Genomic DNA, 26,928 nt, shown 5'->3' with positions numbered 1-26,928 from the left:
CTTCTATTTTAATACGTCATCAATTAATCTTCCCTGGCACTTATCCGGTGCCGGAATATTCAGTAATTCCGAAAGCGTTGGAACAAGATCAACAGCACGATATTTCGATTTAATTACTTTAGGTTGGATGTTATAACCATAGAATACCAGCGGAATGTGTGACTGGTCACTATAATTCACATTTTTGAATTTGTAGGTAGGTTGCCAGCCTTCTTTTAATAAATACAGAAAATCTCCCGAGCGATTTTTGTAATACGATGTGTAAAGCGGTTCGAGAAGACCATTGGCCGAGCTCCCCTGTTCGAGCTGATAGGAAGGCAGTGCGAGCTGAACACCCTCGAATTGATTCACAAAGTTTGAGGCGGCATTTCTGATCTCGTTCAGATCGAGTCCTCTTTGTTTGATCAAATCATGGTCGAGATAAACCTGTAGGTCGGTATAATGTTCTATCCAGTTTTCGGTGCCGTAAGTATTGTTCAGGAACAGGGTAAGCAGCGCAATGGCACGTTCGATGTTAAAATGATCGACCGGCATATGAAACTCATTTTTCAGGTAATCGACCGGATATGCGGCCGATGTATTTGCAGTAAGAAAAAACAGCACGTTTTCTTTCCCGTAGCGGTCTTCAACACCACTAATGAATTCAGCCAGGTACTGATCGAGATACAGGTACGAGTCCATCATTTCGAGGGATGCAGGGCCAAAAGCACCATTCTCATAATCCATCGACGAAAACACAACACTCACAAAATCGGTAATATTGTCCTGACCAATTTCTTCGTTATCCATCATTTGTAAGGCAAAATCTTTGATCATCAGGTTGGCCGACGGAGTTGTTTTGAAAGGCTTGAAATTTTCAGTACGCTTCAGGTATTTGCTAATGGTATGAGGGAAAGTATTGAACTCACCAAAATAACCGCTTTCGAGCAGGTAATCGTCACGTAAAGCTTCGGTGTATTCAACTTCGGGCAACAATGTTACCCAATTGCGGTAACTGTAACGTGCGGCGTAATTTTCGCTGTTGAACAGGCGCACCCAATCGGGGAAAGTACTGATGTAAAACGAGCTGGAGATCATTCTTCCCGACTCAATATCGAACCAATAAGCACCATCGGCCGCATGTCCGGCAGAAAAAATAGCCGATTCGCGGTTAAGGGCTGCGCTAAAGATTTTCGATTTTCCCTGGGTAAGTATCTTCAAATTATTGGTTATGGTGTTCGACAGCAGTTGAACCGGTGACGCATTTCCTTCTTCCGTATCGGCACCAACTGTAATGTAGTAATCGTCTTCGGTACATTCCACCTCTTTCTTTTTTAAACGATCGTACCAGGTGTTGTTTATGATACCGTGAATGGAAGGATGCACACCGGTGTACAAAGTGGCCGTTCCACTGGCATAGTTCTGCGAGTGAAGCGTCAGTTTTACATTCGTGCAAACGGCTCCCTGCGAATACAGTTTCTTAAAGCCACCTTCCTGAAATTTATTCCAAAAACGTCGAACATAATCAGGACGCATATTTTCAACTACAATTCCAACTACCACTTTGGGACCGGAGTAATTTTCGCTCTTCTGCTGAGCTTTAGCAGATTGCGTTGAAAAGATGGCCGCCAAAATTAAAATTCCAAGAAAACTTGCCTTCATAAACTAAACGATTGAGCGGCTAAAAATACGAAATGAAATGGTGCTCACAAAACATCATTTTTTATACTGTTGAGTGCGAACGAAATTTTTGCCCAAGTTGGAAAGCACCATAGTTACTCAGCTTAAATCGCCAGCCGATATTAAGGGGTAAAACCGCTTTAAATATTGTTTCGGGCGAGAGGTAAGAACCAGCTCTGGTAACTCTTTTTGTAATGTTTTTGTAACTGTAAAAATGTTGCTGAACCCATGCAGTGCCATAGTCAAGTGTTGATGTGTCCATAAGTTTTGGTCGATGCACCACATGAAAAAAGTCGTAGTGGCTCCAGTTTTTGTCGATTATTCTGTCCTCCTCATCCATGCTTTTAAAAAGCGGCGTACCCGGAAAAGGAGTTAAGCGAGTAGATTGTAGTGCCTCAACATTGTTTTCCAGTAAAAAGTCGAGCGTAGTTTCGAAAACATCCGGGCCATCTTCATCGCTTCCAAACACAAACGCTCCACAAATTGAGATGCCTGCTTTATGAAGTTTTCTAACTACTTCGCAGTAGTCTTTTTTGCGGTTGGGTTGTTTCTGATACGCTTCAAGGGTGGCTTCCGAAAGCGACTCGAACCCGATAAACAAGCCCCGGCAACCACTTTTAGCGGCCAGGTCGAGCAGTTCCTCATCAGCAGCTATTCCAATACCGCTCTGGCTGAACCACCTTTTTTTCAGAGGTATCATTGCTTTGAATAGTTCTTTTGCGTATGCTTTATTTAATATGATGTTATCGTCCATAAACAAAACATGGCGCCCCAGTGAATTAAGTTCCTTAATGACTTCGTCAACAGGGCGGGTACGTATTTTATAGCGGTTAAAAGCTGCCACCGAGCAAAATGCACAATGATGTATACAGCCGCGTGTGGCCTGCATGGCATTGGTTGTTACATAAGCATTTCTTCTGATGAGGTTCCTGTTTAGTTTTGGTAATTTTGCCAGATCCACAAGATCGCTTTCGTAAAATTGTTGCAGCCCGCCGTTTTGAAAGTCGGAAATCATTTTCGGAACATTATATTCAGCCTCTCCAATACAAATGGCATCGGCATGCTGAATGGCCTCTTCGGGCATAAAAGACGGGTGGTATCCGCCAAAAATTACGGCTTTACCTTTGGCCCTGAAAATGTCGCCAATTTCATAAGCTCGTGGGGCATTGTAGGTCATAAACGAAACGCCTATAATGTCTGCATCGGTTTCAAAATCAATAGGTTCAACGTCTTCGTCGACAATTTCTGTTTGCACGTGTGGTGGCATCGATGCAGCGACATATAAACTGGGCAACATTGAAAAGCGAAATACGCTGTGATTGACCGGTTTTTGTTTGGATTTGACGCGCCATAACGGGGATGTGGGGTTGATCAGTACACATTTTAAAGGTTGCTTTCCCATGATCAACGATTTTTGGTTTCTGTCACTGGAAGTATCAATCCGGTTTTTCCCGGAAGAAGAAGAGCCAATAAATAAAGTTACGGCAAATCAGTGGGAAAAACTATTTACAGCAATTTTCATTATCGTTCAACAATAAGTCGGTCAGGATGTTTGGAAAGTTATGATCATCGAAATTTAGCATTTCCTTTTAGCATGAAATTAAAGACTTACATCTGTATACTGCGCGGAATAAACGTCAGCGGCCAGAAGCTCATAAAAATGGAGAAGCTGAGGAGCAGCTTGTCGGAACTCGGTTTTTGCAAAGTAACAACATACATTCAAAGCGGGAATATTGTATTTCAGTTTAAAGAGGAAGCGTCAACTTTGCCGGGAAAAATGATCGGGGAGAAAATTCAAGAGGATTTTGGTTACGATGTACCGGTGTTGTTGCTCAGCATTAATAAATTAAGAAACATTGTAGCGAACAACAGGTTTGCCGGGGACCCTTCAAAAGATATCAAATATCTACATGTTACATTTCTGGCTCAGCCGCCGGAACAATTTGATAAAGAAGAAATAATTACCAGGAAAGCTGAGACGGAGGAAATTATTTTTAGCGATGACGCAGTTTATCTGTTTTGTCCGGGAGGTTACGGAAAAACTAAACTCAACAATAATTTTATTGAAAGCCGGCTCAAGGTTTCAGCAACAACCCGAAACTGGAGAACTACCTTGAAATTGCTCGATTTGGCAGAAGGTTTGGAGAGATAATCGGACAAAAAAAGAGGTTGCCAAAAAGATCCTTGTTTTCGTCATCCTGAACTTGTTTCAGGATCTTTAAATTGTCCGTGATCAGTTTTCACAGATTCTGAAATGAATTCAGAATGACGTTCGTACTGACTTTTTTAGACAACCTCTTTTAAACTTTTGGTAGATTCTTAATTAAACCAGCCGTCAACCATTGCTTTGTGCGCTTCATAGAATTTTTGTGCACCCGCCTCTTCTCCATCGGTTTTTATGTCTGCCATGAGCTCGTACAACTCATCTTCTTTCAGATTGAAATTTTTAAAGAATGTTGCCGCTTCGGGCATGTCTTCTTCAAATCCGCGGCGCGAAACAATTGCACAAACATCGGTCGGATAAATTCCTTTAGGATCGTCGAGGTATTTTAAATCGTTATTGGCCCACTTGTAGTGAGGTTTCCAACCTGTAACAACAATCCATTCTTTGTTTTTAATGGCTTTTTCGAGGCTGGCCACCATAGCCGGACCACTTGAGGTGATCTGTTCGAAATCAAGGCTGTATTCTTTTATTGCTTTTTCGGTGTTGGCGTGAATTCCGGCGCCGCTTCCAATACCAATAATTTCGCCATCGAATTTATCCTTGTTGGCATTTAATTCTTCGATTGAATTGATAGTAACATACGAAGGCACTACCAGTCCGGTTGTTCCCCCACTAAATGATTCGCCCAGTTTAACCAGTTTATCGCCGTAATCGGCCCAATAATCTTTGTGGGTATTGGGCAACCACGCATCCATAAACACGTCGCCTTTCGAATTGCTTTTCGATAATTCACCATAAATCAAACCGGGTTCGAGGTTGGTTATTTCCACGTCATAATTATGCGCTTCGAGTGCTACTTTTGCCAAATGCGTAAAAGCAACTCCTTCGCCCCAGTTGGGATATAAAATGTTTACTTCTTTTTTGACTTCTTTATCCGATTTTTTCTTTCCGCTGTTTGAGCAAGCAACCATTGCAACCAGAAATGTTGCAGCAACCAACAGCATTCCTAATTTTTTAAAATTACACATAATGTCTTGTTTTTAAGTTTATTTATTTTTTCCTCCAATAGATTGTGTGATACGGTCGAGAATAATAGCAAGGACAACAATTCCAAGTCCTGATTCGAATCCTTTTGCGATGTCGTTTTGCTGAATTCCCTGGTAAACGATAGCTCCAAGTCCTTTTGCACCAACCATCGAAGCGATAACTACCATCGACAGGGCGAGCAAAATTACCTGGTTGATCCCGGCCAGAATAGTAGTCTTCGCAAGCGGCAACTGTATCTTGAATAAGATCTGTCGGTCGGTCGATCCAAAAGCATGTCCCGCCTCAATTACATCGCCAGGAACATTTCGGATACCAAGACTGGTTAGACGAACTGCGGGTGGCAACGAGAAGATCACTGTTGAGATCACTCCCGGAGTGTTTCCAACGCTGAAAAAGAAAATTGCCGGAATCAGATAGACAAAGGCCGGCATGGTCTGCATCAGGTCGAGAATCGGGCGGATAATAGCATCGGCAGTGTTGCTGCGTGCTGCCCAAATTCCCAACGGAATACCAAACAAGAGGGCGATAAAGGTAGATACGATTACCAGGGTCGTGGTTTGAATGGCTTCATTCCAGTAGCCCATTCCCCAAATCAGCAACAGACCCAGCACAACAAACAGCGACAGACCGCGTGCTTGTTTAAAACCTTCTTTTTCTAACACCTGCTTTCCGGCTTTGGCGTAGTAAGCACCAAGCGTGATAAGTGCAATAATGATAAAAAACGGGATGGACAGAAAAAGATCATTCATGCTTTCAACGGTCCAGGAGATGATGTTGTCGATCGCTCCCCACAATCCCGAGGCGCTTTCTTCCAGAACATTAATTCCTTTTTCGATAAACGTTCCTATGTCTATAAACTTTTCCATATTATAAGTCGGTTGCTTTTTCGATTAATTCCTTCATCTCCTTTTCTTCGAAGCGTGTTGCTTCAATAATCAACGATGTTTGAGTAATCAAACCCAACAGTTTACCGGTGTCTTCCTCAACTACCGCCAGCGGCGTACGGGTTTCGGTAATCAGAGGTAACATTTCTTCAACAGTTCTGTACTTGTATACGCTGGCAACATCGGTATTTAGTGCCTTCTCAAGCGTTTTTTCTTTGGCTTTGTCAAGTCTCAGGACGTCGCGCAGCCAAACAAATCCCAGAAACTTTTTGTCTTTGTCAACAACGGGCAGGATGTCGATCCCTACACTTCGCATTTTCCGTTCGGCGCCTTTGGGGCCGTCTTTGTACAGTTCTGCTGAAGTGTATTTCGAAAACATAAGTGTTTCGGCAGTGATAATGGTCTTTCGATCTACTTTCTCAACGAAAGCTTCCACATATTCGCTGGCCGGACTGGTCAGAATTTCTTCGGCAGTTCCGATTTGCTCTACAACACCATCTTTCATTATGGCAATCCGATCGCCAATTTTTATGGCTTCGTCGAGGTCGTGAGTAATAAACACGATGGTTTTATGCAGTTTGTTCTGAATGGCCAGTAACTCGTCCTGCATATCCGATTTAATCAACGGGTCGAGTGCCGAGAAAGCCTCATCCATCAACAGAACATCCGGATCGTTTGCAAGTGCTCTGGCCAATCCCACGCGCTGTTGCATCCCCCCGGATAACTCAGCCGGGTACTGCGATTCGTAACCGCGCAGTCCCACGGTTTCAAGTGCTTTTTTCGCCTTTTCTTCGCGGGCAAGCTTTTCTTCGCCACGAATTTCGAGACCAAAAGCGGCATTTTCAATAATAGTACGGTGTGGCAGCAATCCAAATTTTTGGAAAACCATACTCATTTCGGTACGACGGGTTTCCAGCAATTGCTTATTGGTATCGCGAGTTATGTCGTGATTGTCAAATATTACTTTCCCGTCGGTGGGTTCATTCAGACGGTTTAAACAACGGATCAGCGTCGATTTTCCACTACCGGAAAGCCCCATAATAACAAAGATCTCACGTTCTTTTATTTCGAAACTTGCACGGTTAACACCAACAGTGCATTTCGTTTGTTTTAAAATTTCTTCTTTCGATTCACCTTGCCGTAAAAGCTTTAAGGCATCTTGCTTTCGTTTGCCAAAGATCAGGGTTAAATCTTCGACCTTTATTTTAATTTTTCGATTGTCAGACATAACGTTCAGTTTTCAAATTAAAAGTAATAGCCAATATTGATATTAAAACGTGTTTCCCATTCAGCATCAGGAGTTCCCGACGAAAGTGCATCGGTCCACACAGGGCCAACCCAGGGGTGATCTTTGCCTTGCGCCAGGTCGACGTAAGTATATACCTGGCCAGCGGTTACCAAAACTCCGGTTACATTCATAAAGCTGTCCTCAAAATCGTCGTTGGCTTTATCCATGAATCCAAAATCGTTATAAAACTGCAGGTTCGAAATGGGACCCCATTCCACAGGAACCGAGTAAGCAGGTCCGACGGTGTAGGTTGTTGCTTCGGCCGCTACCATGTAGGGATAACCGTATGCAGTCATCGCAATCATGTCGTTGCTTTGCCCTTCAGGATTTTTAGTATTGTAATCGTATTTTGTAGCCTGAACTTTCAGGTTGAAATTTCCGGCAGTTAATTCGTAGTGCACTGCAAGTGCGTAATGGTCACCGGTTTCTTCAGTATCGAGGTTGTAGATACCTCCGTATTGTGCTGAAACTCCAAGCATATGATTGCTGTTTGAACCTGTAAATTTTCGTGCAAGTTTTCCGTTAAAGGTATTTACTTCTTTGTTTCTATACAAACCATCTACCGATGAACTGACATCGTAAGAGTAACGACTGTCCGATACGTCGGAATTGCTTCCAAAGTTTAATTCTTCCGCATTTTTGAAGAAAGCCAATGCATAAAACCACTCATCACCATTATGAGTGTACTTCACGCCCATGTCATGGTCATCCTCCAGCCCGACGTAATAATTGATGCCAAAAAACCAGTTGTGCGAATTGTACTGGGTAATTCCGAATGGTACCTGGGTTAATCCAATCTGCAGGTTGTTCTCGGGGCTAAAATCATAGCCTACCCAGCCTTGCTTTAACATGCCTCCACCAAATCCGGTGGAATACAAACGGTACTCAGCATTCAGTTTCACCCCTTTGTACGCAGCCTTGGCATTAACCCTGAAAACATCGTAGCCAAAGTCTCCGCCGCGAGTTTTTTGTCCGTCCTTCCACGATGATAAATTGTAGTTAAATCGCAGTGCTCCACCTACATGAATTTCAGGTTTGTGCTGCGCATACGATAATGTAATTTGAGCCATCAGAACAATGATGACTAACCTCAATTTTAAAGTCATAAAGTTGTTTTTTGTTATTGTTAGGATCTAGAATTGCGAGAATATAGGGTCCGGATATTTAAGAACAGGGTGGTCGATACCTGCTGGTTTGTTTTCGTAAAACCATAAAGAAAAGGGTGAAAACCCTTTGATTTTTTTGTTCGTAATATTTGTTTTGATGAATATCCATCTTAGGCAAAAATACCAGCTTGTGTGAAGTATCTGTTTTGTGTTGAGCCATCTATTTAAAACTTCATGCATATTTAACATGCTTTCTATACGAAACATATGAATGCCTAATATGTTCTGATTCATTTTTCCAGCTTGGGAAGAGTAACTCAGAATAAATCAAATTCATTCAAGTGTTGGAGGTGAAAGTATCCGCATTCGTCTTTTTTCGAATCCGAACTTAGCGACTATAAAAAGTATAATAATGAGAAAGAGCTGGTTTTAGTCTGTTTCCAAATGTTACAAGCGCTTTCGAAGCTTTCCTTTTTCAGATTGAATGATCTATATCCAAGGGATTTGAAATACAAATTCTGTCGATTTTTTTAGCGAAATACAAAATTTAGAACTTTAATCTAATTCGTTAAAAGCAGTAACAGTGGCCGTACGGTTTTGTGCGAAAAATTGTTCTTATACAAATAATGTATCCTTACTTAGTTTGTTTTTCTGTACCTCCAGATTGCGAGGCTCAAAAAGACGGTTCCCAAAACCAGCAGCGAAATGAATTCTTCGAGCAAATCGAAAAATCCGGAGCCTTTAAGTACCAGGTTTCGCATTATTTTCATGAAATAGTAAATTGGATTAAGACGGTCAATAGTTTGGGCCCAGTGTGGCATACTTTCAACCGGTGTGAAAATTCCGCCCATCAAAATAAATATCATCAAAAAGAAGAAACTGATAAACATGACCTGCTGCTGCGTGTCCGAAACTGTTGAAATGAACAGTCCTAGTCCGAGTACCCCGAGCAGGTAAATGCTGGCAAAGCCAAATAGCAGAAGGAGGTTACCGACAATCGGGAGGTCGAATACGATCCAGGCAATAAAAAGTCCAAATGCAAGGTCGAAGAGAGCGATTAACCAAAACGGAACAAGCTTGGCGATAATGAACTGGTATTTTTTTACCGGTGTTACGTTCAGTTGTTCGATGGTGCCTATCTCTTTTTCGCGCACCAGGTTCATCCCGGATAAAAACATGCCAATCAAGGTGACCAAAATAGCGAGAATTCCGGGTGCCATGTACCATTTGTATTCCAGTTCGGAATTGTACCAGTAACTTTCTGAAATATTGACCTGGGCCGGTGGTGTAAATTCCGGGATTCTTTTCCATTCGGCAATCAGGTGTTTATTGAAATTGCCTAAAATTTGCGCCGAGTAGGCATAAATTAATTGCGCTGAGTTTCCATCGATGGCATTTACAAGCAGTTGGATCCGTGCTTCATCGTTTCGCACCAGATTGCGTTCCATGTTCTGCGGAATTACAAGTACAGCATCGGCGTCGTCGGAAAGCAGCATTTCTTCTCCTATGCTCTCATCCCGCACGGCAAATTCTATATGGTAGAAGGGAATGGCATCGAACTTGGCAATCAGTTCCCGCGATGTTTCCGAAAGATCTTTGTCAACTACCGTCAGATCTATTTTTTTCATATCGAAAGTAGCCGCAAAAACCAACACCAGCATTTGCAGCAACGGCACACCGAAAATCATGGGCAACATGGTTCGGTTTCGAAAAATCTGCCGGAATTCTTTTTGTAGGATATAGAGAATTGTTTTCATAAATCAGCTATGAGTTGTGAGCTAAGAGCCACGAGCTTTCATTTTTATTTAAGGCTTTTTTGTAGTCCAATGATCATTTTCTGCTCTGAATCCAATACATCGTTCAACGTTTTGAAATTCTCATCATCCAGGAAATTCAGTTTGTTTGCTATTATTAATTGAGTCTCAAGTTCAAAAGATGAACCAAGAGCTACATCTAGAAAACGATTCAATTCTTTATCTGTTCCTCGTCCTGATCCTTCGGCAATGTTTGAAGGAATAGAAACCGCAGAACCTTTAATTTGACTTGTAATACCATAAATTTCTTCTTTTGGAAAGGATTCCGTCTTCTTGTAAATATCAACTACTAAATCAATTCCATTCTGCCAAATTTTGAGATTTTTAAAATTCTTCATAATAGTTCTTTTATCGATTTATTACTTTCATAAAACTTTCTCGTAGCTCGAGGCCATGAGCCCGTAGCTATTCTAATCTCTTCTTAAATTTTTTCACACTAAGCGCAATAAAAAATAGAGTCATTGCAATTAAAATCATCGTCTCTTTCCAAATAAAAAAGAAACCAACGCCTTTTAGCATAATGGCTCGAACAATGGTTACAAAATAGCGTGCCGGCATAATGTGGCTTAACACTTGCAATACGACCGGCATGTTTTGAATGGGGAAAATGAATCCGGACAATATAATAGTGGGCAGCATTAATCCGATCATCGAGATGAACATAGCTGTCATCTGGTTTTTAGCTATGGTTGAAATAAGTATGCCCAGGCAAAGTGCCATGAAAATGAAAAGCACACTTTCGAGCATCAGCAGGATAAAACTGCCTGCAATGGGCACCCGAAAAATCCAGTGGCCAATAAGAATTATAATACCTGCAATAACAATCGACAGCAGCAGGTAGGGCAGTACTTTTCCGACAATGATTTGCACCGGACGTAAGGGCGAAACCAGCAGGACTTCCATCGTTCCCAGTTCTTTTTCGCGGGTAATGGAGATGGAGGTCATCATAGCTGATATCAGCATAAGTATAAGGGCCATAACTCCCGGAACAAACATATATGCGCTTTGCATTTCTTCATTGAAATACATCCGTACTTCAGGCTCAATTTGTAATGGGAATTTCAGATTTGGATACAGCTTTTTCACATAGTCGTTGATGATTCCCGAAGTATATGAAATAGCCAGCCGGGCCATGTTCGGGTCAGAAGCATCGGCGATGAGCTGAACATTTGCCTGTCCCTCCCGAGTCAGTTTTTCTCCAAAATCGCTTTCAAAAACAATCACTTCCTTTACTTTCCCTTTTCTGAAAATAGCATCGATGTCTTTGGTATTTTCGAGGTTTTTGTCAAGAATAAAATACCCCGATGAAAGAATTTTGTTGATTATTTTTTGGGAGGTTTCATCCTTGGCCTGATCATAAATGGCAATGTGCACATCGTTGATCTCGTTTTTTATCACGGTTCCAAAAATGAGCAACTGCGCTATCGGAATCCCGAACAAGATGAGCATCGTCCGCGGATCGCGAAAGATGTGGTAAAATTCCTTTCTTATAAATGATCTAAGTTGTTCCATATTTATTAGCTTTTAGCTTCGAGCCCCAGGTTCCAAGCGTTTTTACCTGAGATTTGAAGCTCGCAACTGCGGCTTATCTTGCTATCTGTATAAATACTTCATCCATATTCTGAGCCTTGTACATTTCTTTAAGTTTAGCCGGAGTATCCAGTGCTTCAATTTTTCCGGCGTTCATTATCGATACGCGATCACAGTATTCGGCTTCATCCATGTAGTGGGTGGTTACAAACACGGTTATATCGTTGTTAGCTGCTTCATAGATCAGGTCCCAGAATTTTCGCCTTGTCACCGGATCGACCCCGCCAGTTGGTTCATCGAGAAAGACAATTTGGGGTTCGTGAAAAATAGCCACTGAAAATGCCAGTTTCTGTTTCCAGCCCAGTGGCAGACCGGCAATCAGTTTATTACGTGCACTTTCCATCTCCAGTTTTTGGAGCAACTCTGCCATTTTTGCTTTTCGCTTTTTGGGTGGTATTCCATAAATTCCGGCATACAATCTGATATTCTCTGCAACCGTCAAATCTTCATACAACGAAAATTTCTGGCTCATATAACCGATGGTCTTTTTGATCTTTTCGGTTTGTCGGTAAATATCAAAACCGGCTACATTTACATTGCCCGAAGTAGGAGAGGAAAGCCCGCATAAAATTCTGATGGCGGTTGTTTTGCCGGCACCGTTGGCTCCCAGAAATCCAAAAATTTCGCCTTTGTACACGTCGAACGACAAGTTGTCGTTGGCGGTAAAAGAGCCGAACTTTTTTACGAGGTTATTTACTGTTATAATATTTTCCATTAAATTAGTTTTCAGTCTCAGTCTCAGTCTCAGTTTTCATCCCAGCACTTTGTTGCTTCCGAATTTTTCTGGGTGGTTCATCATATAATTTAGAAGTTTCCCTATTTCCACACATTCGTTATAGAATTTTTGGTGAGAGTCTTTGTCCAAATATCTACAGGCAAAAGCAAAATCTAATCATGAAGCTGTTTCACTATTCTCACCGTCCGAGTCGGTAAGCTTACTTAGAAAATGTTTCGGATATCTTCTTTTTCTGTATGCTTCAGCAATGTTAGTACATGTGGAGCGCGAAGATCTTCGAATTTGATCGGTTAATGAATATCGTTCTTCTTTTGGAAATGATTTTGAAACTTCAAAAATGTGCATGGCCAGTTTAAAGGCCTTCTGATAAACTATTAGTTCTTTGAAATCCATAATTGTATGTTTATAAATATCTAATTCATTTTTATGATTCAACTGTTAACTGAGACTGATTACTGTGACTTTTCCATCAAACTCATAAACACATCTTCAATATCCGGTTCTACTTCTTCGGCTATAATATTTTTATGATTTAGCTTTTCAAGGTATTGCTTCAATTCAGCAGGTTCAACTTCGTTGCTTTTCCCGGTAAAATGAACAAACTGCCCAAAGGCGAATGCAGATCCCGTTTTATTAAAAGCACGCAGATCCTTGATCAGACGAAACATTTCGGACGAGCGAATCCGAATGATCTTTTTGGGAAATTTGGAGGTAATGTTTTGTGGTTTATCCACATCGAGGATTTGACCATTTTGCATGAGTGCCACACGGTCGCAAAGGTTTGCTTCATCCATATAGGGTGTTGAAACCATTATGGTGATGCCTTTTTTCTGCAGGTTTTTCAGCATTTCCCAGAATTCCTTTCTCGATACGGCATCTACACCGGTTGTGGGTTCGTCCAGTACCAGTATTTTAGGCTTATGGATAAGTGCACACGAAAGTGCCAGCTTTTGTTTCATCCCGCCAGAAAGTTGTCCGGCGCGCCTTGTTTTGAAAGGTTCGATCTGGTAATAAATATCCCGGATGAGGTCGTAGTTCTCTTCAACGGTGGTACTAAATACGGTGGCAAAAAAATGCAGGTTTTCTTCTACGCTTAAGTCTTGGTATAACGAAAAGCGGCCTGGCATGTACCCAACAATGTGTCTGATTTTCTTAAAGTCATTTACAGCATCCAGACCATCCATTTTCGCGACTCCCGAATCAGGCAATAACAAAGTCATAAGAACTCGCATCAAGGTAGTTTTCCCTGCCCCGTCGGGTCCGATTAAGCCAAACAGCTCACCTTTTTCAACATGTAACGAAACGTTTCTCAGAGCTTGTGTTTCATCATAGGATTTTGCGATATTTTCAACTTGTATCATTATTAACTTTGTTAACTGTCAATTGCTCACTGTCTGCTGCCAACTGATCTCACCCGGCATTCCTATTTTTAATGTTCCGTCGTTTTTTACCAGGACTATAACGGCATAAACGAGTTTAACACGTTCTTCCTTTGTTTGAATAATTTTTGGCGTGAATTCAGCTTCAGGAGAGATCCAGTTCACTTTTCCGCGAAGAGGTTGGTTCTCTTTTGCCGATTTATCCACAATAACATTTACTTCCTGTCCGATTTTTATTTGAGGCAGTTGCGCCCCACTCACATAAACTTTTAGAGTAAGATCTTCGAGATTGGCCATTTTGAACAGCGGTTTTCCGGGAGAAGTCATTTCTCCTTGTTCCACGTAGGTTTCCAGGACTGTGCCTTTTGCCGGCGTAACAATGGTACATCTTTCAAGGAGGTCTTTTGTGGCAGCCTGCTGTGCTTCCAAAACTTCAAGTTCCTTGTTTACCGATACATACTGCGTGCGTGTGTTTTCGATCTGCCTTTCAAGTACGCTGATCTGGCCGGTAATATCGTCGAGTTGTTTTTGTGTAGCAGCACCATCTTCAACCATCTTTCTGATCCGCTTTTCGTTGGTTTGCAGGTTTTTTATCTGCTCCTCAAAAACGCTGACCTGTGATTGGATCGACTGTCTTTTAGCCACAATAGCAGCCTTTTGTGCTTCTGTTTGTTTTAACTTTAATGCTACCTGAACCGTATCGATAAGTGCAGCTACAGTTCCTGTATCCACGTTTTGTCCTTTTTCGATGTTCAGTTCCAGTATCCTCCCCGCCGATTCAGAAGAAATAATAACCGGATCGGCTTCAAAATTTCCAAAGGCATCCGATTTCTCATCGTTGTTGCTGCATGAGAACAACATAAAAATGCCCACTATCAAAATGTATGTCTTTTTCATGATTGTATGGTTTTGTCTGCTTTACTTGATCACTTTTCCCTGGATGAGGTAGTATTTCTCACGTGCCTCATCCAATTGTATTTTATGCAATTCGTAATTTAATTTGGCCACGGTTTCTGCCTGGACTTCAGAAATGTAATCCGATGCCGTGATCACCTGGTTCTCTAATTTCGACTCTGCAGCTCCGGCAATTTCGGTTCGCAGAGCTATCAGTTCTTCATCGGTTTCAATCATTTGTTTGAGTTTGTCAATGGTTTCTTTTTGCTGAACCTGAAGCACCTCGGTATTTAATCGGAAAACATCTTCGCTGTATTGCAGCGATTCCTGTTTTAACTGTAAAACTTGTTTCTTTCTTGTGGTTTTCTTCCAGTCGAAAGCATTCCACGAAACACCCAATCCAAGCATGTACCACGAATCGAAACCGTCGTTGAGCATGTTCAATCCGGGTTTTCCGTAACCCAACTGTCCAAAGCCAAAAAGCTTAGGATTACGTGTTTTTTGCAACATCTCCATCTGTGTTTCCAGAACGTTAGCCCGGTTGAAATACAGCTTAAGTTCCGGGCGGTGCAATTCGGCATCGTAAAACAATTCGCCACCCGCGTAAATGAGCTTCATTTCCGGAGTTATTGTTTTTCCTGTAAGCACTTCAAGCATTTGCCTGGCAGCATTTTTTGCGGCTTCGAGTTGTGTTTTGTTTTGTTTCAGGTTGAGCAGTTCGGCCTTGATCACAAGCTCTGAACTGGGTTCGACCATTCCGTTTTCCACGCCTGAACGAATGGATTTCAACTGTTCATTCAGTACCTTTTCCTGGGCTTCCACCACTGCTTTTTGCTGGTCGATCACTTTGGTGATAAAAAAGGCCTGTGCCACCTGTTCGTAAAGTTTGTAAATCTCAATCTCGAGCTCACTTAAATGACTTTTTAAAAGTGCATCCTCCAACTCGCGATTAACAGATGAAATTCCTCCGTCCCAAATCGATTGCTTTAATTCAGCATAGGCTTTGTACTGATCTTTAGGAACAGTTGGGCCTGTAAAACCTGGGATCACTGCCGGTATCTCTGTTACCTTAGACTGGTATGAAACCTGACCGTTCAATGACAGTTGCGGATAGTAAGTCGTTTTATAATTTTCCTGATTTAATGTAGAAATCTGCTCCCAAATTGCGGATTGTTTCAGGTTAGGGTAGTTTTGCCGCGCCCAAATGTAACAGGTGTCCAGTGGCACATCCTTTTGTGCTAAAAGCACACCGGGGTAAAGTATCAGAATGAGTAGTATCAATCGTTTCATAACATTATCGAATTTAGAATGAAGATTTTAACTGTTTCCTTTCGCTTTTGTATGAAGCGTTCATATTCCTGTTTGTTATTGTCGAAAAACAGAATGTTCAGTAGCGGACCCGCTGCAATTGGAAAAATGCTTAGTCCCAGAATGTTGGCCATCAGATCGCGAGGATCCATTTTACGTATATTACCGGCTTCCATTTCATGTTCGAACATGGCCAGAATCTCCCTGGGTTGAATTCCTGAGCTTTTAAGCGTAGCTGCAAGAAATCCGGGATCACGGTTCATTTCCTTCAAAATAAACGTAGGTACGAATGGATTCTTTAAGAGCAGATCAATGTACTTCTCGATAAAAATTCCCAGCTTCTTTTCAATGGGTAGATCAGAATGTACCATTTCCATAATGTTGGGAAGAATGCTTTTAAAAACCTTTTTAAAGATGGCCTCGAAGAGCTTTTGCTTGGTTCGGAAATAATAATGAAGTAGTGCTTTGTTTATGCCGGCGTGGTTGGCAATCTCCTGCATTCGAGCCCCATCCATGCCTTTTTCAATGAACACACTTTGTGCGGCAATCAGGATTTTCTCCTCGGTATTGTCTTTTTTAAATTCATTCATTGTTATTAAATTAACTTTTTGGTTTAACCAACTGGTCAAATTTAGCTCATCAAAATTTAAGACGCAAGAAAATTACCTAAAAAGTTTAACCATTTGGTTAAATAACATATTTCTGAAATTGTTATACCTTTATCGGAGTACAACTAAATCGAATAAACAAAAGAAAAATCATGCAGATGCTACAAAAAATTTTAATCATGTTGATCGCCATAAATTTGATTGGCTGTCAATCGAAACCTAAACAAGGTAATTCAGAAGAAAAGTCGGCTGAAAATTGGATTCAGCTTTTTAACGGCAAAGATCTCAGTGGTTGGGATGTTAAATTTAAAGGTGAAGAACTCGGAGAAAACTACAACAATACCTTTCGTGTGGAAGATGGCTTACTTCGCGTTTCTTATGACAACTGGGAAGTTTGGAACGGCAAGTTCGGACACCTGTTTTATAAAGATGAATTTTCGAATTATAAACTTCGGGTTGAGTACCGGTTTATTGGCGAACAAGTAACAAACGGACCGGGCTGGGCATACCGGAATAACGGACTGATGTTACACGGGCAAAGTGCTGAATCGATGGAACTGGATCAGGATTTTCCAACTTCGATTGAAGTGCAGTTGCTTGGAGGAACACGTGGGAAAGAGGGTTATGATCCACGGACGAACCTGAATGTGTGCACGCCCGGAACCAATATTGTAATGGATGGTGTTCTAACCGAGCAACATTGCCTGAGTTCGGATTCGGAGACTTTTTATGGCGATGACTGGGTAACTGTTGAAGTGGAGGTTCATGGTGGCGAAGTGTTCCGTCATTTTGTAAATGGTGTAGAGGTGCTCTCATATACCGAACCGCAATACGATCCGCGTGATGAATATGCGCAAAAATTAATTCCCGAAGATGGTAATCTTATTATTTCAAAAGGTACAATTTCGATTCAGGCCGAGAGTGGGCCCACTGATTTTAGAAAAATTGAAATACTGGTTTTGGAGGAATAAAATGAATTTCGGATAAGGGATTTCGACAATTATTTAATTGGAATTTGTTTGTAATTAGCCCCGCCCTAAAGGACGGGGCAAAAAATACAGTAAAATTATATTGTCATTTTATCGACTACCATGATACACCGACAGCAACACTGCTTACTTAACAACCGGTTTTTCTTTTTGTGCCTTGCGGTTGGCATAATTCAGGCTGAGCAGCGAAATGGCAATAATAGCCATCCCGATCAGCGATGGTAAATCCGGTTTTTCGTCAGCAATAAGGATCCAGCTTAAGGCAGCTCCGGAAACAGGGATCAAAAATTTCCACACGTTGAGTAAGGAGACTTTTACCCCGGGGCGTTTTAATATGGTGTTCCAAATGGTAAAAGCTGCGGCTGATAAAAAGCTGAGCCAGGCCAGAGCATACCAGTATTTTGGTGGAAACGGACCAAGATGAATCCCCTCGATAGGCACCGATATCAGCGACAAAACAAAACCACCAATCATTAGAGAAGTAGAGCTTAAAACGGCGGGGGATATTCCTTTTGAATATTTTGCCACCATAACGTTCGTTGTTCCAGCTACCACATTATTGATAAGCAATAATCCGATTCCGATCCACTCCAGTGCTCCTTGCATTTCAACCTGCGATCGTCCGATCGTGATCACAGCAATTCCGGCTACACCAATGAGAATACTTCCGGTTTTTAACGGAGTCATTTTGTCGTTGTGAAAAGTAAAGTGGGCCACAAGTGCAATAAAAAGTGGTTGCGAACCGATAATCATAGCTGCCAGCGAACCGGGTACCAGGTTCAATCCACTGTAAAAAAGCGAATATTGTATTACGGTTTGCACCAGCGACAGCTGTAATATAAACCTAAGGTTGGCTTTTAACTGGGCAAAATACCTTCGGGGTCTTCCGAAGTACAGAAAAATAAGTACTCCTGCAATAAAGAAGCGGATCCCGGCAAACTGTAGCGGCGTATGGTAGCTTAACCCGATCTTTACACCCACAAAAGCTGTGGACCAAAGCCAGCAGGCTAGTATGGCCAAAAACGTGGTGCTTTTTATTAGGTCTTTCATTATTCAGAATGAGCTGTAAAGGTGCCAATAAATATGGAATAATCGATGCTTCTGTTTAAAATTGGAACAGGGTGTCTTAAAATTCAAATATTAGAGATATTGGCTTTTTAAAAATCGGCATTCTTTTCAATAATCGCGGCCGAATACCTACAAAAAGGTTTAAATTGGCGGTTCAATTTTCAATACTATGGCAAAGAGAATTATTAACAGTTACGAAGAATTTGAAGCCCTCAAAGGAGAATTAATCGGTATATCTGATTATGTTGAGATCACACAAGACCAGATAGATAAATTTGCAGATGCAACGATGGATCACCAGTGGATACACACCGATCCGGAGCGAGCTGCCAAAGAATCGCCGTTTGGAAGCACTATTGCCCACGGTTATTTATCGCTTTCGATGCTGACTTACCTGTGGTACAATGTAGTGGAAGTGAACAATGTGAAAATGATTGTAAATTATGGTATTGAAAATCTGCGTTTTCAGTCGCCCGTAAAAGTTAACGACCGAATCCGGGCCACAGTGTCGCTGAACGACATTAAAAACCTTCGCGGAATTGCGCGTGTTCAGGTTAAAATTGTAGTGGACATTGAAGGAGAGAAGAAACCGGCTTACGATGCGCTGGTGAATTTCCTTTATCATTTTGAATAAACAGAACTGAGATATTAGATTTGAGTAGTGAGTTTCTACCTCAGTACTCAAATCTACCTCTTTTCAATTTTTTCCAATAATCCTTCACACGCATCCTCAAGAAGATCAAGTACCAGTTCGAAACCTTCTTCGCCTCCGTAGTATGGATCAGGAACTTCGTCGTAATTAAATTCACGACTAAAGTCGGTCATTTTGTAGATCTTATCCAAATCGGATGCTGAGCGGGCCATTTGTTTCAAATTCTGAATATTGCTGTCGTCCATTCCAATGATCATGTCGAAGTGATCAAAATCGGTGTGTGGATCGAACTTACGGCTGATACTGGTCAGGTTGTAGTTTCTTTTTACGGCGTGCGATTGCATACGCTTGTCGGCAGGTTCGCCGACATGCCAACCCGAAGTTCCGGCCGAATCAATCTCAAAACCATTGGTTTTGCCTATCTTTTTAATAACACCGGTAAAAACCGCTTCGGCACTAGGCGAACGACAAATATTTCCCAAACAAACAAATAGTATCTTTTTCTTTTCCATAGTTTTTATCTGCAGGTCTCAAGCTAGAAGTTGCCGAACTGTTAACTGATACTGAAAACTGAACACTTATTCTTCCGAGTTCCAGATTTCATAAGATTTTAAGGCCTGGTTCAGCAACATTTCGTAACCGTTTTTTATGGTTGCTCCCTGTGCCTTTCCTTTGGCCATGAACTGTGTCTCCTCAGGATTGTAAACAAGGTCGAATAACAAATGTTTTTTACCGATGAAATCGTAAGGAATATTCGGGTAGGTATCTACTTTGGGATAGGTTCCCAGCGGCGTGGCATTAATAATGAGCAGGTGTTCCTTCATCATTTGCTTGTCGATGTCTTCGTACCGAATCTCATTCTCTTTTAACTCTTCGATGGATGCTGAGATATATTCGATTCCAAGTTTTTCAAGCACATATTTCAATGCTTTCGATGCACCGCCTGTTCCCAGTATCAGCGCTTTGTTGTGGTATTCTTTTAAAAGCGGACGAAGCGAAGTTTCGAAGCCATGTGTATCGGTATTAAATCCTTTCAGGTAAACATTATCACCAGAACGTTTTACTTTAATGGTATTTACCGCACCGATTTGCTGAGCTGAATCATTCAACTCATCGAGGTACTGAATAACCTGTTCTTTGTATGGGATGGTTACGTTAAAGCCCACCACTTCGGGATTATTTTTTACGACATCAGGAAATTTACTGATGCTATCGATTTCAAAATTCTCATAAGTTGAATCGATCTTCTCACTTTCGAATTTTTCGGTGAAAAACCGTTTCGAGAAAGAGTGCGTGAGTGGATATCCCAGAAGTCCGTATTTTTTCATCTGTTTATTCTTTAATTTCCAATGTAGAATTTTCAATATTCAAAAGCTTTTTAATTCTGATTCGAATGTTGGATATTTGTTATTGAATATTGATTTTCTTTCACAGTTCAAAACCGACAAGCGTAAACTTCAACTGTTATTTCGACAGCTTCTTACCGATGCCTTCGACAACAAATATAAGCACAAAACCAAAAACCGCCAGAGCAATGGCTCCCAGCAACCAGGCTTCGTGTCCGGTAATCTGTTCGTAAGTACCGGGCAAAATATTTCGTTCGGCTATCGGCTTTAACTCACCATGACGGTCGATTATGGTTTCGGTAACTTCTTTCCAGGGCCACACTTTGTTGAGCGAACCAACCATAAAACCGGCCAGCATGGCAATGGTAAGGTTGTGGTATTTTTTTAGCAACCACGACAGAACATTTGAAAAGGCAATAATCCCGATGGCAGCTCCAACCAGGAAAATACCAATCACAACCAGGTTCAAATCGCCAACGGCACCCAGGATGAATTTATACATGCCCAGCAAAACCAGGATGAAACTACCCGAAATACCGGGCAAGATCATGGCACAAATAGCGATCATACCTGAAACAAAAACAAACCAGTAAGCCGTGTTGGCTTCGGCCGGACTCAGCACTGTGATGGCGTAAGCAACTGCAATTCCAGTAATTCCGGAAATGATGGTGCCTATGTTCCAGTCCTTTATCGAGCGGGCCACGTAAATGGCCGAAGCAACGATCAATCCGAAAAAGAAGGACCACACCAAAATGGGGTAGTGGAGAAGCAGGTATTCCAGTCCTTTGGCCAGTGAAAAAACACTGATGCCAATGCCGATAAATACGCTTAGCAGAAAAGTGCCGTTGATGGCTTTCCAGAATTCAACCAACTTAAAGCTGAGTAGAAGTTTTATAGCAGTCAGGTTGATCGACTTTATGGAGTTGATCAATTCTTCGTAAATACCGGTAATAAATGCTATCGTCCCGCCCGAAACACCCGGCACTACATCGGCTGCACCCATTCCCATCCCTTTCAAAGTGAGCAGTGCGTAATCTTTAAATGTTCTGTTCATATTAAATTTTTGGAAGGTCGAAAATAACAAATAATGTTTGATTTTGTGGCCTTTGCTTCGCTTGTCTTCTCAAAACTTATCGGCTCCCCAGGGTAATCAGTAAAATACCCGCAAGAATCCCGACCAGGTAAATGCCTTTCTTTTTCAGGTTTTGTTCTTTAAACAGGAAAGCACCAAGGCCAAAAGCAATCAAAACACTGCTTCTTCTTAAAGCTGAAAGCATGGAGATCATCGATCCTTCGATGCTGAGGGCATAGAAATAGACAAAGTCGGCAATGATCAGGCTGATACCGATGGCAGCGATGGTCCAACGCCACTGAAATGGTGTTGTTTTTTTGCGGTTCGGGTACCAGAGAAATCCAAGAATAGGAAGTAAAATGGCCACCTGATAGAACGAAAACCAGGCCTGAACCGCAATTCGGTCGATACGCGAAATAATGAACTTATCGTACAAGCCACTTATAGATCCAATTATAGTTGCGCCAATGATCAGAAAAATCCATTTATTTCGGCGAAATTCAATACCCTCCAGTTTTCCTGCAGTTGAAAACAAGTAAAAGAAAATGAGTGTGAGTGACACTCCGATCCACTGCAAACTGTTCAGTCGTTCGTGAAAAATAATGATGGCACCAATCAATGTCCAAAGGGGGCCGGTGGCACGAATAGGAGCGAAAATAGTAACCGGCAAATGTTTTAGGGCAAAAAAGGCAAGTATCCAACTCAATACTACAATGAATGATTTAAGCAGTACCTGCAAATGTTCGGTAAGAGTTAGTGTGGGCGAGAATAATCCGATTTGAGAAAAGAATTCGGGGAAAAACCTGGAACCAATTACCACCGGTAAAAAAACAAGCGAACTGGTAACAGTAGAGAAAAACAATACCGGAATTACTGCATTTTCGTTTAACGACTTTTTCTTAAAAATGTCGTAAATGCCTAAGAAGATTGCTGAAATTAGTCCGGCAATTGCCCACATAATATTTTTTTCGCAAAAGTAGACTATGAATTCAAGGGCACCACAAATCTACCAATTAGATAGGATTTGGAGATGATTATTTAATCTGGGAACAATTTATTCCAGGTTGTTGTTTTTCCTGAATTCGTCGACCACCTTTTTCAGGCGTTTGCTTTTTAGCGATTTTGGGTAAATATCAAACAGGTAATTGATGTTTTCAAAGTCCTGACTCATGGCTGAGCGCAGCCAATCAAAAGCCACTTTCTGTTTTTTGTCTTCAAGTAAAAAAGATACCAGGCGGTATTTCAACATTGAATCGTCGTTTTGCTCAACAGCTTTTTCCAAAAGTTTTACAGCTTTTTCGTTTTCGCCCGTTTCACGAAACGTTTCGGCCCAGGTCAACCAAAGTTCGGTATTTTCTGAATCGACTTTTGCACCTTGCTTAAACGCTTTTATCGCTTCTTCCATTCGGCCGCCATCTTTGTATACTTTTCCCAAAGTAAGCCAGTATTCCGAATTTTCTTTATCCAGTTTAGCTGCCTTTTTAATGAAAACCACGCTTTCATCGTAGTTGCGTTCAATCCACATCAATAAACCCAGTCCGAACCAGGCCGTGTCGTTATCCGAATTGATCTTTATCGCTTTTTGGTAGCAAGATTCAGCTTTCAGTCCCTCTTCCAGGTTCAGGTAACATTCACCCATGTAACAATAGGCATCGTCGTTATCAGGTTCCTGTTCAAGGTATTCCTCGTATTTCTCGATTGCTTTCTCGAATTTCCCCGAGTTGGCCAGTGCGTTGCCAATGTTAAAAAGCGCCATGTGGAAATTCTCGTTAATTGCCAGCGCATATTCGTAGGCTTCAATCGCTTTTTTGTGCTTCTCGGCTTTGTTGTATACAATGCCAAGGTTAAACCAGGCCGTGTAATTGTACACATCGTTATCGATAAAACGATTATAATAATCAATGCTTTTTTTGTAGTCGCCAATCTGATCCGAAAAGAATGCAAGGTCGTATAAAACCAGGTCGTTATCCGGGTTGAATTCGTTGGCCTGACGAAGATATGAGAATGCCTTTTTTATTTCGCCAACCTGTATATAGGCCGAAGCGATGTGGTATAAAATCTCATCGGCTTCTGTATCGGCGTGTTTTACCGCATTACTAAACGACAGGCGCGCCTCGGTTTCCTTACCCATAATTAAAAAAGCCGAGCCTTTCAGCAAGTGAACATCGGGATTTTGCTCTTCCACACGTTCAGCAAAATCGAGGTATTTATGGGCCTGCTTGTATTTGCCCTGGCTAATAAGAATCTGCGCATATTTTAACTGTAGGGGAACTGCATTAGGGTGAATCTGAATACCTTGTCGCGCAGCAATTTCCGAGGCATTTAAGTCACCTTCTTCCATCAACTGATCGACGATTCCTTCAAATTCAGAAACATCAAAATATTTTTTTCTACCTGATAAAAGTGAGCTTTTAAATTGTCTTAATGCCTCACTCCAATCTTCATCCCTAAAATTATCTCTTTCCTCGTTCATTGGCAAAAATGAGTTCGCGAAATTAATAATTAAGCGGTAAAGACAAAAACCGGTTACAGATGTTGATCCCTCAACAGATCGTTTACCGTTTTAACAGGATTAAAGGTCTTTATTGGTACTTCTACAAAAAGCGTATTCCAGTTGCTCATTGCACCGTTCCAGAGGCCCGGTAATTCCTGTGCTTTTAGCTCTTTCCCGTCTTTTGATTTTTTTGAAATAAAACCCGTTGCCGGATCCGTATATTTTGTTAGATCATATTTTTCGTGCCTGTAATTTTTCACTCCACACACCAAATCAACCGGATTAAAATGGGTGGCATGTTTAACAATATTTTGCTGCTGAACACTGTCCGGATCAATCTGCGAACTTTCGACTACCTGGAGTGAAACCGTTCCATCGGCATTTCTTGCCCAGAATGGGCCTCCACCGGGTTCTCCTTCGTTACGCACCATTCCGCAAACACGTAGCGGCCGGTTGAGTTTTTCACGCAAATAGTGGTAAAGTTCTTCTTTCTCCGTGTAATACTGGTTAACCGCCGGTTTGGTATTTAGTGTGCTTTCCAGAAAGTTAGCTGCTTCTGCCAAAAAAGCGCTCTCAAGTGCCACATGATGTTTTTCATTCAGCTCTTTCTGGTACATGAACAGCTTTTCCTGGTATTTTAACAAAACCCCGGCCAGTGCTTTTTTATAATCAATAGTAGTCAGTTTCAGGTGATCGGGAACTACATTATCAATGTTTTTGATAAAAATAACATCGGCATTCAAATCGTTCAGGTTTTCGATGAGTGCCCCGTGTCCACCAGGTCGAAATAAAATACTGCCGTCTTCATTTCTGAACGGCTCGTTTAGTAGATCAACAGCAATGGTGTCGGTAGATGGTTTTTGCTCACTAAAACTAACCTCGAATTCTACATCGAGCTCTTTTTCGTATTTATCTTTTACCAGGGCAAAAAGTGTTTCAAAGCCTTGCTGGTGTTCCGGCGAAACGGTGAAATGTATTTTTACTTTTCTGTTTTTGTCGCAGGCGTACCTGGCTCCTTCCACCAAATGTTCTTCGAATGGTGTGCGCGCACCACTTTTATACGAATGAAATTTTAACAGTCCTTTGGGTTTGTTTCCATAACCAAGGCCGGAATCATTAAGCAGAAAATCAATTTTGTTTTTGACAGATTCATCGGCACCTGCATTTGTAATGCTTGCTTTTAGATCGTCGGCAAACGCAAATTTGTCGAGATTTGCAATGTACTGTGCTGCTGCTTCATTTGTTTTAAGCACTTCTTTCTCCGGATTCGAATCACAGGCTTCCGAAGCTTCAAACAGCGCTTTGAACATTCGGCTGGCAGCTCCCGATGCCGGGACAAACTTTAGCGGCTTTATTCCTTTCGACACCTTATCGTCGTAAAGTGCCATCCTTTTTTGTAAAGTCTCGTTGCTTAGTTTGATGATGCCGTTATCGACTGATGCGGCTTCTTCTATCTGTAAAAATGGAAATCCTTTTTTGAAATTTTCGATTTGTGCCAGAACGGTCTTTGTCTCACTCCCTCTTTGTTTTATCAGTAACTTATCCTTTTCCGAGAACATATTGTATCATTTAAGATGCTGTCTAAAATTAGGGATTTGATTTCTGAATTGAAACCGATTTTGATGTTGAATGTGCCGAAAGTTTTCAAGATTTGTTGATAAGTTTTTGTAACCCTGAGAGCAACAGAAATTTATCTATTTTTGTGACCTTAATTAAAAGTTAATGAATAACGGGGTGTATTACTGGGGCCACGAACGGCGATACAACGATTTTCCAACCTATTTTCGGAACCTGTTTTCGGAACGTGTACAAAAGGTTTCGGTGGACGCCGGATTCACTTGTCCGAACCGCGATGGCTTGAAAGGCCTTGGCGGCTGCACGTATTGCAACAATAAAACATTCAAACCTACTTATTGCAATCTCGAAAAAAGTGTGACGCAGCAGGTGCAACATGGCATCGATTTTTTTGCGAAGAAATACAAATCAATGAAGTTTCTGGCTTATTTTCAGGCTTATACAAACACATACGCACCGCTTGAGGAGCTTAAGCGGCTATACGAAGAAGCTTTGGAACACCCAAAAGTAATCGGACTTGTTATTTCTACCCGCCCCGATGCTGTTGACGAACCGCTGCTTGATTACTTGGCAGATTTAAGTAAGCAGGTTTATGTAATGGTGGAGTTCGGACTTGAATCACACCTTGATCGAACACTGGGAAGTATCAACCGGGGACATACTTTTGCCGAGTCGGTTTGGGCGCTGCAGGAAACAGCCAAACGTGAGATCAACAACGGGGCGCACATGATTTTGGGTTTGCCGGGTGAAAGCCATGATGAAATGATGGAACAAGCCCGTGTTATTTCTCAGTTGCCTGTTAAAAATCTGAAACTTCATCAATTGCAGATTCATAAAGGCACGGTGCTCGAAAAACAGTATCGTGAGAATCCTGAACAATTTAAGTTATACTCTGCGGAAGAATATATCGACCTGGTTATCGATTACCTCGAATTACTCAATCCGGCAATTATTGTTGAACGGTTTATAAGCCAGGCACCACCCGAAATGTTGATTGCACCAAAGTGGGGGCTCAAAAACTTTGAGTTTGTGGCCAAAGTTGAAAAACGCCTTGCTGAACGAAATACCTGGCAGGGAAGGCTAATTCAGTAATCAAACCAAACATATACCTATAACATTTCAGTTCTCCCCTTGAGGGGAGCCAAAGGGGTGATTTTTAAACCAAACGAAAATCTTAGATTGCAAACTCGGTGGTCCATTGAGCTTCTTTGTGTACCTGTTTTTTTACACGAAGAACCACGGAGAATTTACTCAA

Annotated in this window: 26 protein-coding genes; 4 read left to right on the top strand and 22 right to left on the bottom strand. The window is 41.6% G+C overall.

Annotated elements, in window-relative coordinates; translation table 11 throughout:
• Window positions 1-3: 3 nt before the first annotated feature.
• Complete coding sequence (locus tag WFY05_RS18095; protein ID WP_340114325.1) at window positions 4-1,641, bottom strand: alkaline phosphatase family protein; 1,638 nt, start codon at window positions 1,639-1,641, stop codon at window positions 4-6.
• Window positions 1,642-1,702: 61 nt separating this feature from the next.
• Entirely contained in the window at window positions 1,703-3,061 is a 1,359-nt protein-coding gene (locus WFY05_RS18090) for a B12-binding domain-containing radical SAM protein (RefSeq protein WP_340114324.1), read from the bottom strand.
• A gap of 192 nt (window positions 3,062-3,253) precedes the next feature.
• Between WFY05_RS18090 and WFY05_RS18085 the strand changes: the two genes are divergently transcribed.
• On the top strand, window positions 3,254-3,811 hold the full coding sequence (locus WFY05_RS18085; protein ID WP_340114323.1) for a DUF1697 domain-containing protein: 558 nt from the start codon (window positions 3,254-3,256) through the stop codon (window positions 3,809-3,811).
• 167 nt (window positions 3,812-3,978) lie between these two features.
• Here WFY05_RS18085 and WFY05_RS18080 read toward each other — a convergent pair whose 3' ends face one another.
• The 13 genes from WFY05_RS18080 to WFY05_RS18020 form a co-directional block, all read right to left on the bottom strand.
• Window positions 3,979-4,851 (bottom strand): glycine betaine ABC transporter substrate-binding protein, encoded by an 873-nt coding sequence (locus tag WFY05_RS18080; RefSeq protein WP_340114322.1) that lies wholly within the window; start codon window positions 4,849-4,851, stop codon window positions 3,979-3,981.
• Window positions 4,852-4,869: 18 nt separating this feature from the next.
• Window positions 4,870-5,736: an ABC transporter permease gene (locus WFY05_RS18075; protein WP_340114321.1), complete on the bottom strand. Its 867-nt coding sequence runs from the start codon at window positions 5,734-5,736 to the stop codon at window positions 4,870-4,872.
• A 1-nt stretch (window position 5,737) separates the two neighbouring features.
• Window positions 5,738-6,982, bottom strand: a complete 1,245-nt coding sequence (locus WFY05_RS18070) for a quaternary amine ABC transporter ATP-binding protein (RefSeq protein ID WP_340114320.1) — start codon at window positions 6,980-6,982, stop codon at window positions 5,738-5,740.
• A 17-nt stretch (window positions 6,983-6,999) separates the two neighbouring features.
• Window positions 7,000-8,148 (bottom strand): putative porin, encoded by a 1,149-nt coding sequence (locus WFY05_RS18065; protein ID WP_340114319.1) that lies wholly within the window; start codon window positions 8,146-8,148, stop codon window positions 7,000-7,002.
• A 638-nt stretch (window positions 8,149-8,786) separates the two neighbouring features.
• Complete coding sequence (locus tag WFY05_RS18060) at window positions 8,787-9,905, bottom strand: ABC transporter permease (RefSeq protein ID WP_340114318.1); 1,119 nt, start codon at window positions 9,903-9,905, stop codon at window positions 8,787-8,789.
• 44 nt (window positions 9,906-9,949) lie between these two features.
• Entirely contained in the window at window positions 9,950-10,300 is a 351-nt protein-coding gene (locus tag WFY05_RS18055; protein WP_340114317.1) for a four helix bundle protein, read from the bottom strand.
• A gap of 67 nt (window positions 10,301-10,367) precedes the next feature.
• The gene (locus WFY05_RS18050; RefSeq protein ID WP_340114316.1) at window positions 10,368-11,474 is read right to left on the bottom strand and encodes an ABC transporter permease; all 1,107 of its coding nucleotides are present in this window, start codon (window positions 11,472-11,474) and stop codon (window positions 10,368-10,370) included.
• Window positions 11,475-11,547: 73 nt separating this feature from the next.
• The gene (locus tag WFY05_RS18045) at window positions 11,548-12,267 is read right to left on the bottom strand and encodes an ABC transporter ATP-binding protein (protein WP_340114315.1); all 720 of its coding nucleotides are present in this window, start codon (window positions 12,265-12,267) and stop codon (window positions 11,548-11,550) included.
• Between the two features lie 177 nt (window positions 12,268-12,444).
• Entirely contained in the window at window positions 12,445-12,681 is a 237-nt protein-coding gene (locus WFY05_RS18040; RefSeq protein ID WP_340114314.1) for a four helix bundle protein, read from the bottom strand.
• Between the two features lie 59 nt (window positions 12,682-12,740).
• On the bottom strand, window positions 12,741-13,649 hold the full coding sequence (locus WFY05_RS18035) for an ABC transporter ATP-binding protein (RefSeq protein ID WP_340114313.1): 909 nt from the start codon (window positions 13,647-13,649) through the stop codon (window positions 12,741-12,743).
• Window positions 13,650-13,667: 18 nt separating this feature from the next.
• Window positions 13,668-14,564, bottom strand: coding sequence for an HlyD family secretion protein (locus WFY05_RS18030; RefSeq protein WP_340114312.1), 897 nt, complete (start codon window positions 14,562-14,564; stop codon window positions 13,668-13,670).
• A 21-nt stretch (window positions 14,565-14,585) separates the two neighbouring features.
• Entirely contained in the window at window positions 14,586-15,851 is a 1,266-nt protein-coding gene (locus WFY05_RS18025; protein WP_340114311.1) for a TolC family protein, read from the bottom strand.
• The gene (locus tag WFY05_RS18020) at window positions 15,848-16,459 is read right to left on the bottom strand and encodes a TetR/AcrR family transcriptional regulator (RefSeq protein ID WP_340114310.1); all 612 of its coding nucleotides are present in this window, start codon (window positions 16,457-16,459) and stop codon (window positions 15,848-15,850) included. Before WFY05_RS18020 ends, WFY05_RS18025 begins: the two co-directional genes overlap by 4 nt.
• Before the next feature lie 176 nt (window positions 16,460-16,635).
• Here WFY05_RS18020 and WFY05_RS18015 point away from each other — a divergent pair, with 176 nt between their 5' ends.
• Complete coding sequence (locus WFY05_RS18015) at window positions 16,636-17,448, top strand: 3-keto-disaccharide hydrolase (protein WP_340114309.1); 813 nt, start codon at window positions 16,636-16,638, stop codon at window positions 17,446-17,448.
• A 144-nt stretch (window positions 17,449-17,592) separates the two neighbouring features.
• Here the strand turns inward: WFY05_RS18015 and WFY05_RS18010 are convergent, their stop codons facing one another.
• Window positions 17,593-18,516 carry a DMT family transporter gene (locus WFY05_RS18010; protein WP_340114308.1) on the bottom strand — a complete coding sequence of 308 codons (924 nt, stop codon included), beginning with the start codon at window positions 18,514-18,516 and terminating at the stop codon, window positions 17,593-17,595.
• Between the two features lie 187 nt (window positions 18,517-18,703).
• Here WFY05_RS18010 and WFY05_RS18005 point away from each other — a divergent pair, with 187 nt between their 5' ends.
• On the top strand, window positions 18,704-19,168 hold the full coding sequence (locus WFY05_RS18005; RefSeq protein WP_340114307.1) for a MaoC family dehydratase: 465 nt from the start codon (window positions 18,704-18,706) through the stop codon (window positions 19,166-19,168).
• 53 nt (window positions 19,169-19,221) lie between these two features.
• On the opposite strand, the gene WFY05_RS18000 is transcribed toward WFY05_RS18005, so the two are convergent.
• From WFY05_RS18000 to WFY05_RS17975, 6 genes are all read right to left on the bottom strand, one after another.
• Window positions 19,222-19,698 carry a low molecular weight protein-tyrosine-phosphatase gene (locus tag WFY05_RS18000; protein ID WP_340114306.1) on the bottom strand — a complete coding sequence of 159 codons (477 nt, stop codon included), beginning with the start codon at window positions 19,696-19,698 and terminating at the stop codon, window positions 19,222-19,224.
• A gap of 66 nt (window positions 19,699-19,764) precedes the next feature.
• The gene (locus WFY05_RS17995) at window positions 19,765-20,514 is read right to left on the bottom strand and encodes a shikimate dehydrogenase family protein (protein WP_340114305.1); all 750 of its coding nucleotides are present in this window, start codon (window positions 20,512-20,514) and stop codon (window positions 19,765-19,767) included.
• A gap of 136 nt (window positions 20,515-20,650) precedes the next feature.
• Entirely contained in the window at window positions 20,651-21,586 is a 936-nt protein-coding gene (locus WFY05_RS17990) for a polyprenyl-phosphate transporter (protein WP_340114304.1), read from the bottom strand.
• A gap of 76 nt (window positions 21,587-21,662) precedes the next feature.
• On the bottom strand, window positions 21,663-22,562 hold the full coding sequence (locus WFY05_RS17985) for an EamA family transporter (protein ID WP_340114303.1): 900 nt from the start codon (window positions 22,560-22,562) through the stop codon (window positions 21,663-21,665).
• 96 nt (window positions 22,563-22,658) lie between these two features.
• Window positions 22,659-24,077 (bottom strand): tetratricopeptide repeat protein, encoded by a 1,419-nt coding sequence (locus WFY05_RS17980; protein ID WP_340114302.1) that lies wholly within the window; start codon window positions 24,075-24,077, stop codon window positions 22,659-22,661.
• 53 nt (window positions 24,078-24,130) lie between these two features.
• Window positions 24,131-25,657: a DUF4301 family protein gene (locus WFY05_RS17975; protein ID WP_340114301.1), complete on the bottom strand. Its 1,527-nt coding sequence runs from the start codon at window positions 25,655-25,657 to the stop codon at window positions 24,131-24,133.
• Between the two features lie 163 nt (window positions 25,658-25,820).
• Between WFY05_RS17975 and mnmL the strand changes: the two genes are divergently transcribed.
• Window positions 25,821-26,765, top strand: a complete 945-nt coding sequence (gene mnmL / locus WFY05_RS17970) for a tRNA modification radical SAM protein MnmL/YtqA (protein WP_340114300.1) — start codon at window positions 25,821-25,823, stop codon at window positions 26,763-26,765.
• The last annotated feature ends 163 nt before the right edge of the window (window positions 26,766-26,928 follow it).

Source organism: Maribellus mangrovi (genome assembly GCF_037646455.1).
Lineage (GTDB): Bacteria > Bacteroidota > Bacteroidia > Bacteroidales > Prolixibacteraceae > Draconibacterium > Draconibacterium mangrovi_A.
Note: the sequence above shows the minus strand (reverse complement) of the source record. Positions and strands in the feature narration are given on the sequence as shown.

Excerpts from the sequence above, each read along its gene's own strand:
- mnmL (WP_340114300.1), top strand. The coding sequence starts at position 25,821 with ATGAATAACGGGGTGTATTACTGGGGCCACGAACGGCGATACAACGAT.
- WFY05_RS17995 (WP_340114305.1), bottom strand. The coding sequence starts at position 20,514 with ATGAAAAAATACGGACTTCTGGGATATCCACTCACGCACTCTTTCTCG.
- WFY05_RS18050 (WP_340114316.1), bottom strand. The coding sequence starts at position 11,474 with ATGGAACAACTTAGATCATTTATAAGAAAGGAATTTTACCACATCTTT.
- WFY05_RS17985 (WP_340114303.1), bottom strand. The coding sequence starts at position 22,562 with ATGTGGGCAATTGCCGGACTAATTTCAGCAATCTTCTTAGGCATTTAC.
- WFY05_RS17990 (WP_340114304.1), bottom strand. The coding sequence starts at position 21,586 with ATGAACAGAACATTTAAAGATTACGCACTGCTCACTTTGAAAGGGATG.
- WFY05_RS18095 (WP_340114325.1), bottom strand. The coding sequence starts at position 1,641 with ATGAAGGCAAGTTTTCTTGGAATTTTAATTTTGGCGGCCATCTTTTCA.
- WFY05_RS18005 (WP_340114307.1), top strand. The coding sequence starts at position 18,704 with ATGGCAAAGAGAATTATTAACAGTTACGAAGAATTTGAAGCCCTCAAA.
- WFY05_RS18020 (WP_340114310.1), bottom strand. The coding sequence starts at position 16,459 with ATGAATGAATTTAAAAAAGACAATACCGAGGAGAAAATCCTGATTGCC.
- WFY05_RS17980 (WP_340114302.1), bottom strand. The coding sequence starts at position 24,077 with ATGAACGAGGAAAGAGATAATTTTAGGGATGAAGATTGGAGTGAGGCA.
- WFY05_RS18035 (WP_340114313.1), bottom strand. The coding sequence starts at position 13,649 with ATGATACAAGTTGAAAATATCGCAAAATCCTATGATGAAACACAAGCT.
- WFY05_RS18075 (WP_340114321.1), bottom strand. The coding sequence starts at position 5,736 with ATGGAAAAGTTTATAGACATAGGAACGTTTATCGAAAAAGGAATTAAT.
- WFY05_RS18065 (WP_340114319.1), bottom strand. The coding sequence starts at position 8,148 with ATGACTTTAAAATTGAGGTTAGTCATCATTGTTCTGATGGCTCAAATT.
- WFY05_RS17975 (WP_340114301.1), bottom strand. The coding sequence starts at position 25,657 with ATGTTCTCGGAAAAGGATAAGTTACTGATAAAACAAAGAGGGAGTGAG.
- WFY05_RS18060 (WP_340114318.1), bottom strand. The coding sequence starts at position 9,905 with ATGAAAACAATTCTCTATATCCTACAAAAAGAATTCCGGCAGATTTTT.
- WFY05_RS18090 (WP_340114324.1), bottom strand. The coding sequence starts at position 3,061 with ATGGGAAAGCAACCTTTAAAATGTGTACTGATCAACCCCACATCCCCG.
- WFY05_RS18010 (WP_340114308.1), bottom strand. The coding sequence starts at position 18,516 with ATGAAAGACCTAATAAAAAGCACCACGTTTTTGGCCATACTAGCCTGC.
- WFY05_RS18025 (WP_340114311.1), bottom strand. The coding sequence starts at position 15,851 with ATGAAACGATTGATACTACTCATTCTGATACTTTACCCCGGTGTGCTT.
- WFY05_RS18030 (WP_340114312.1), bottom strand. The coding sequence starts at position 14,564 with ATGAAAAAGACATACATTTTGATAGTGGGCATTTTTATGTTGTTCTCA.
- WFY05_RS18000 (WP_340114306.1), bottom strand. The coding sequence starts at position 19,698 with ATGGAAAAGAAAAAGATACTATTTGTTTGTTTGGGAAATATTTGTCGT.
- WFY05_RS18070 (WP_340114320.1), bottom strand. The coding sequence starts at position 6,982 with ATGTCTGACAATCGAAAAATTAAAATAAAGGTCGAAGATTTAACCCTG.
- WFY05_RS18040 (WP_340114314.1), bottom strand. The coding sequence starts at position 12,681 with ATGGATTTCAAAGAACTAATAGTTTATCAGAAGGCCTTTAAACTGGCC.
- WFY05_RS18055 (WP_340114317.1), bottom strand. The coding sequence starts at position 10,300 with ATGAAGAATTTTAAAAATCTCAAAATTTGGCAGAATGGAATTGATTTA.
- WFY05_RS18085 (WP_340114323.1), top strand. The coding sequence starts at position 3,254 with ATGAAATTAAAGACTTACATCTGTATACTGCGCGGAATAAACGTCAGC.
- WFY05_RS18045 (WP_340114315.1), bottom strand. The coding sequence starts at position 12,267 with ATGGAAAATATTATAACAGTAAATAACCTCGTAAAAAAGTTCGGCTCT.
- WFY05_RS18015 (WP_340114309.1), top strand. The coding sequence starts at position 16,636 with ATGCTACAAAAAATTTTAATCATGTTGATCGCCATAAATTTGATTGGC.
- WFY05_RS18080 (WP_340114322.1), bottom strand. The coding sequence starts at position 4,851 with ATGTGTAATTTTAAAAAATTAGGAATGCTGTTGGTTGCTGCAACATTT.